This window comes from Lutibacter sp. (genome assembly GCF_040883305.1).
Lineage (GTDB): Bacteria > Bacteroidota > Bacteroidia > Flavobacteriales > Flavobacteriaceae > Lutibacter.
In genome coordinates, this window is sequence record NZ_JBFLKT010000104.1 from 1 (window position 1) to 4,543 (window position 4,543).

The 4,543-nt window shown below is 30.4% G+C and carries 5 protein-coding genes; 3 read left to right on the plus strand and 2 right to left on the minus strand.

Going from position 1 to position 4,543, the window contains the following annotated elements; genetic code table 11:
- Together AB1Z17_RS03115 and AB1Z17_RS03120 are read left to right on the plus strand one after the other, a co-directional pair.
- Positions 1-1,661 (plus strand): T9SS type A sorting domain-containing protein (locus AB1Z17_RS03115; RefSeq protein WP_368050330.1); only part of this gene is annotated, 1,661 nt, incomplete at its 5' end.
- Positions 1,662-1,720: 59 nt separating this feature from the next.
- The gene (locus tag AB1Z17_RS03120) at positions 1,721-1,921 is read left to right on the plus strand and encodes a hypothetical protein (protein ID WP_368050331.1); all 201 of its coding nucleotides are present in this window, start codon (positions 1,721-1,723) and stop codon (positions 1,919-1,921) included.
- 107 nt (positions 1,922-2,028) lie between these two features.
- On the opposite strand, the gene AB1Z17_RS03125 is transcribed toward AB1Z17_RS03120, so the two are convergent.
- Positions 2,029-2,637 carry an aspartyl/asparaginyl beta-hydroxylase domain-containing protein gene (locus tag AB1Z17_RS03125; protein WP_368050332.1) on the minus strand — a complete coding sequence of 203 codons (609 nt, stop codon included), beginning with the start codon at positions 2,635-2,637 and terminating at the stop codon, positions 2,029-2,031.
- A 234-nt stretch (positions 2,638-2,871) separates the two neighbouring features.
- On the opposite strand from AB1Z17_RS03125, the gene AB1Z17_RS03130 reads away from it, so the two are divergent.
- On the plus strand, positions 2,872-3,237 hold the full coding sequence (locus AB1Z17_RS03130; RefSeq protein ID WP_368050333.1) for a hypothetical protein: 366 nt from the start codon (positions 2,872-2,874) through the stop codon (positions 3,235-3,237).
- Positions 3,238-3,242: 5 nt separating this feature from the next.
- On the opposite strand, the gene AB1Z17_RS03135 is transcribed toward AB1Z17_RS03130, so the two are convergent.
- Positions 3,243-4,490: a dipeptidase gene (locus AB1Z17_RS03135; RefSeq protein WP_368050334.1), complete on the minus strand. Its 1,248-nt coding sequence runs from the start codon at positions 4,488-4,490 to the stop codon at positions 3,243-3,245.
- Positions 4,491-4,543 lie beyond the last annotated feature (53 nt).

Sequence of the window (4,543 nt, forward strand, 5' to 3'; positions counted from 1 at the left end):
CTGCTCCTTTTAATGAAAATAATTTAGGTCAAGGTTTATGGATAACCCATTACCTAAAACTTAATGGGCAAATTGATCTTGTTGGAGAATCTCAATTGATTCAAAAAAAGTATGGGAACTATGATGTTGATGACTATTTAGTTACCACCCAGTTTAATGAAAGTTTATTAGATGCTACAAGTTCGGGATATATTGAGCGTGACCAACAAGGATTAGGAAACCTTTACAGGTATAATGATTGGTCTTCTCCTGTTGGTATTATTGGTCAGCCACAAACAACGGAATATGCAGTTAATGATGTATTGAGAGATGGTTTTGATTCTTCAAATCCAAAAATAATTACATTTATAGGTGGAAATGACGGAGTAAATTCTTCACCAATTCAAATTGCTGAAAAATGGATTTATGGAAATGATAATGACAATAGTTGGGTACGTTTAAATAGCACTGGTACTATGTCACCTGCGGAAGGCTTTTCTATGAAAGGTACACACCCACCAATAGCTGCTGCTTACGATAAGCAAAATTTTGTATTTATTGGTAAACCTCATAATGGGGATATTGAATTACCTCTAACATCAGGTAGTTGGTATTTAACAGGGAATCCTTTCCCAAGTGCTCTAGATGCCTATCAGTTTATTGATGATAATGCAGGTGTAATTGATGGCACAATAGAAATTTGGGATGATTGGGAAGATAATACTCATTTGTATAGTGAAGCACATGCAGGATATGCGAAGTTAACCAAAGCAGGAGGAATACCGGCTGTAAATTATAATATTCTAACTGAAAGTGGTGGAAAAACTCCTGGTCGATACATTGCTGTTGCTCAAGGTTTTGGAGTTACAGGAGCTGGGCCTTCTGGTTCTAAAATAAAATTCAGAAATGCACAACGAAAATTTGTACGTGAAGGAAGTGCTGCGTCAGTATTTTTTAAACCGAGTAGTGCAAAGCAACAAAATAATACAAATACAAATTTAGACATAAGATTAAAAATAAGACTTGGCTTTAAAAATGAAAATAATTTTAACAGACAAATCTTACTAACTATTGATGATAATGCAACAGATGATATAGATTATGGATATGATGCAGTAAATAATAATGTATTACCTAATGATTTATACTGGGTTATTGATGATAAGAAGTTAGTTATACAGGCAATTAAAAACTTATCAATAGAAAGAGTAGTTCCAATTGGTATTAGTGCTAATAGCGATATACCAATTAAAATAAAGGTAGATGCAGTTGAAAATCCATACCCAAATATGGAAATTTATATAAGAGATAATCTTACAATGGACACTTATGATATATTGAATGGAGTGTTTGAAATTACTTTAGAAGATGGTGAGTATATTAATGAGTACTCTATGGTATTTAAAGCGAAACCTGTGATTCCAATTGAAATTGAAGAAAAATTTAATGAACTGAGTGTGTTTGTTGCTGAAAAAGGTTCAATAATAAATGTTAGAAAACCAGAGGAATTACAAATAAAAAATATTTTATTATTTAATGTAATTGGACAACAAATAAAAATATGGGAATCAAATTTAAATGAGAATGAAATTGAGCTTCCAGTTGAAGTGAGTTCGGGATTCTATTTGGTTTTAATTTCTACAAATGAAGGGAATATATCAAAGAAAATAATAATTAATTAAAAAGTAGAAAATATTGAATAGTTCATAATAATTATTAAAAAAAAACTGCAAGAAATAGCGTGAAAAAAAAAGTTACATATCTATTAATTATAAGTATACTATTTATTGGTAGTATTGCTTATTCTCAGAATAAAAACGACCCATTTCCCAAACCAGGAGGTGATCCACACCCAGAATTACCAATTAATGCAGGAATTCCTTTTATCATGTTTATAGGAATTATTTACGGAATATACAGTTTAAATAAAAAAAACAATTAGAATTTTCTTTAGTTTTAAGGAATAAATATCAATAAAATACAAGAAACACCAATTATAAAACGGGACATATAATCTTTTCAAGAAAGTGAAAACTTCTACTTTTTTTGTTATACGGATTGTAACTGACTCTCTTTTATAATAGTACGAATCCATTCATTTGGAATCATATCTATAGTTAGGTTTATGCGCTCCGTATCTCCAAAGTTAGTTATTTTATGAGGGTCGGATAATCTCAAATACCAACATTCTCCCGGTTTCATGTGAACAGGTGTATTGTTTAAGTAGAATGTGACTTTTTCACTTTTAATTATGGGTATTGTAAGCCTAATAACTGATTTTTCAATTTCCAATGCAAGAGTTGGATCTGTATGTTCTTTAACTTCAGAATTAGGAGCCAAGCGAAGTAATCTAACTAAAGTAACCGTTGTATTTTTTCTAAATGAGTCGATTATGCTCAATATATATGGTGAGTTTAAAAGTTCTTTGGTATCAAGCCAATCGCACCAAGTACCATCGGCATAATCATCTGCAGGTGGCGGAAATGGTAAAGAAGTATTCACTAAATGAGCTGGAGATCTTAAAGGAATTACATCATAATACTCAAATGCAGATAACTTTAAAACTTCAATTTCTTGTTGCATTTTTTTAACATCAAAGTAAAAAGGCAACTTAACGCTGTACGTAATTTGATTTTTAGCTTGTGAATTTTTAGTCATTTTCTATATTTTTTAAAAAACCATTAAAGGGTTTGAAAAGCATAATTTTATATACGTGGTAGTATAAAATTGAATTTATTTTTTAAATATAATTATTTTTAGCTAAATGTATATTTGTATTGGAAAATCACTTTTTAAACACTTATAAAACGATTTTTTAAAAAGTTCTTGTTTTTTTATAAATTAAAAAATGTAAATTGTTGGTTGAAAATTACTTTTAAAAAACTCCTAAAAATGAATAACTTAAGCAATAGATTAGTTCATAATTTTTTTATTTTACTTCTTTGTTCCAGTTTAATAATAAGTTGCAAGGTTTTTCACGATCCAATTTCGTTAAATGAAGCCGCCAATAATACTGAAAAAGGGTATTATAAAGTTACCTTAAACAACGGAGACGAATATATTTATCAAAGTATTTTAATAGAAAACGATGCTTATTTTGGGATTACAAAAATTAACGATGAAATAACCGAAACACCTCTTGTTAAAAGTGACATACAATCAATTCAAAAACAAAACACCAAAGCTTCTAATCTTTCTAATGTTTTAGGAGTAGGCGTTGGAATTGGCTCAATTCTGTTAGGGGTTTTTATGTTTTAAAATTTTTATAAATTCTGAATTTTTTGAGCAACTTCTTGTACTTCATCTAAAACACGAAATAAATTTCCACCCCAAAGTAGTTCAATTTGAGTCTCATTATAACCACGTTTTACCAACTCTATAGTTACATTTAAAGTTTCAGAAGCATCGTTCCAACCTTTAACACCGCCACCTCCATCAAAATCGGAACTAATACCCACATGTTCTATGCCTATTTTTTCAACCAAATAATCTATATGATCTACAAAATCTGAAACATTTACGGGATCCAATGTTTTTGAAACCTCATCTATTTTAGGTTTTGCGAGTTTTTTAATTTCAACATATTTAGAATAATAAGTTCCTTTAGCTTCTTTATCCAAGGCTCTGTATGCGCTCCAAGATATTATTTCAAAATCCTGACTAGCTGCTACTTCTTTTAAAATTACATTTGTAGCGTCTCTAAATTTGTTATTTTTTTCGGTATTTACATATGCACTAAAAGCAACGGTTTGTATTACACCACCATTTTGTTTTAGCCATTGTAGTTGTTCATCGTCTAAGTTTCTGCTATGATCGCATAAAGCTCTGCAAGATGAATGTGAAGCAATTATTGGAGCTTTAGAAAGTGCTATCATATCTCGCATAGACTCTTTTGAAGGGTGAGAAACATCAATCATCATTCCCCATTTATTCATTTCAGCAATTACTTCTTTTCCTAATGCGCTAACGCCGTTATGCAACCAAACATCATCTTCTTCTCCAGTATTTGAGTCACATAATTGACTATGACCATTATGGCTTAAAGACATATAACGAGCGCCTAAATCGTAAAATTCTTTTACACGGTTTATATCAGTTCCAATTGGATACCCATTTTCAACCCCAATCATAGCAACTTTTTTACCTGCTTTGTTAATATTTTTAGCTTCTTCAGAAGTTACTGCTAATTCAATTTGATCTGGAGCAATTTCTTTTGTTAATTTATGAATGGCTTCAAATTGAGTAATTGCCTCTTTATAGGCAGTTGCATAACCTTCATTCGTTAATTCTCCTTGGCCAGTATATACAATTAACCAAGAAACATCCAATCCACCTTTTACCATTTTTGGCAAATTAACTTGATTGTCCAATTCCTGTGTGTAATTTACCTCGTTTGTAAAGTTTCTTATATTAATATCGTTATGTGTGTCAACGGTTAAAACCCTTTCATGAATTTCTGTAGCTTTCGCTATTAAATCTGTTTCCAGTTGAGGCGTTGTATTATTTACAATATTTTTTTCTGAAACATTTTTACAAGAAATCAATGCAAAAATTAATAGAAAAA

Coding starts and splice junctions, on each gene's coding strand:
- AB1Z17_RS03130 (WP_368050333.1), top strand. CDS start 2,872: ATGAATAACTTAAGCAATAGATTAGTTCATAATTTTTTTATTTTACTT.
- AB1Z17_RS03125 (WP_368050332.1), bottom strand. CDS start 2,637: ATGACTAAAAATTCACAAGCTAAAAATCAAATTACGTACAGCGTTAAG.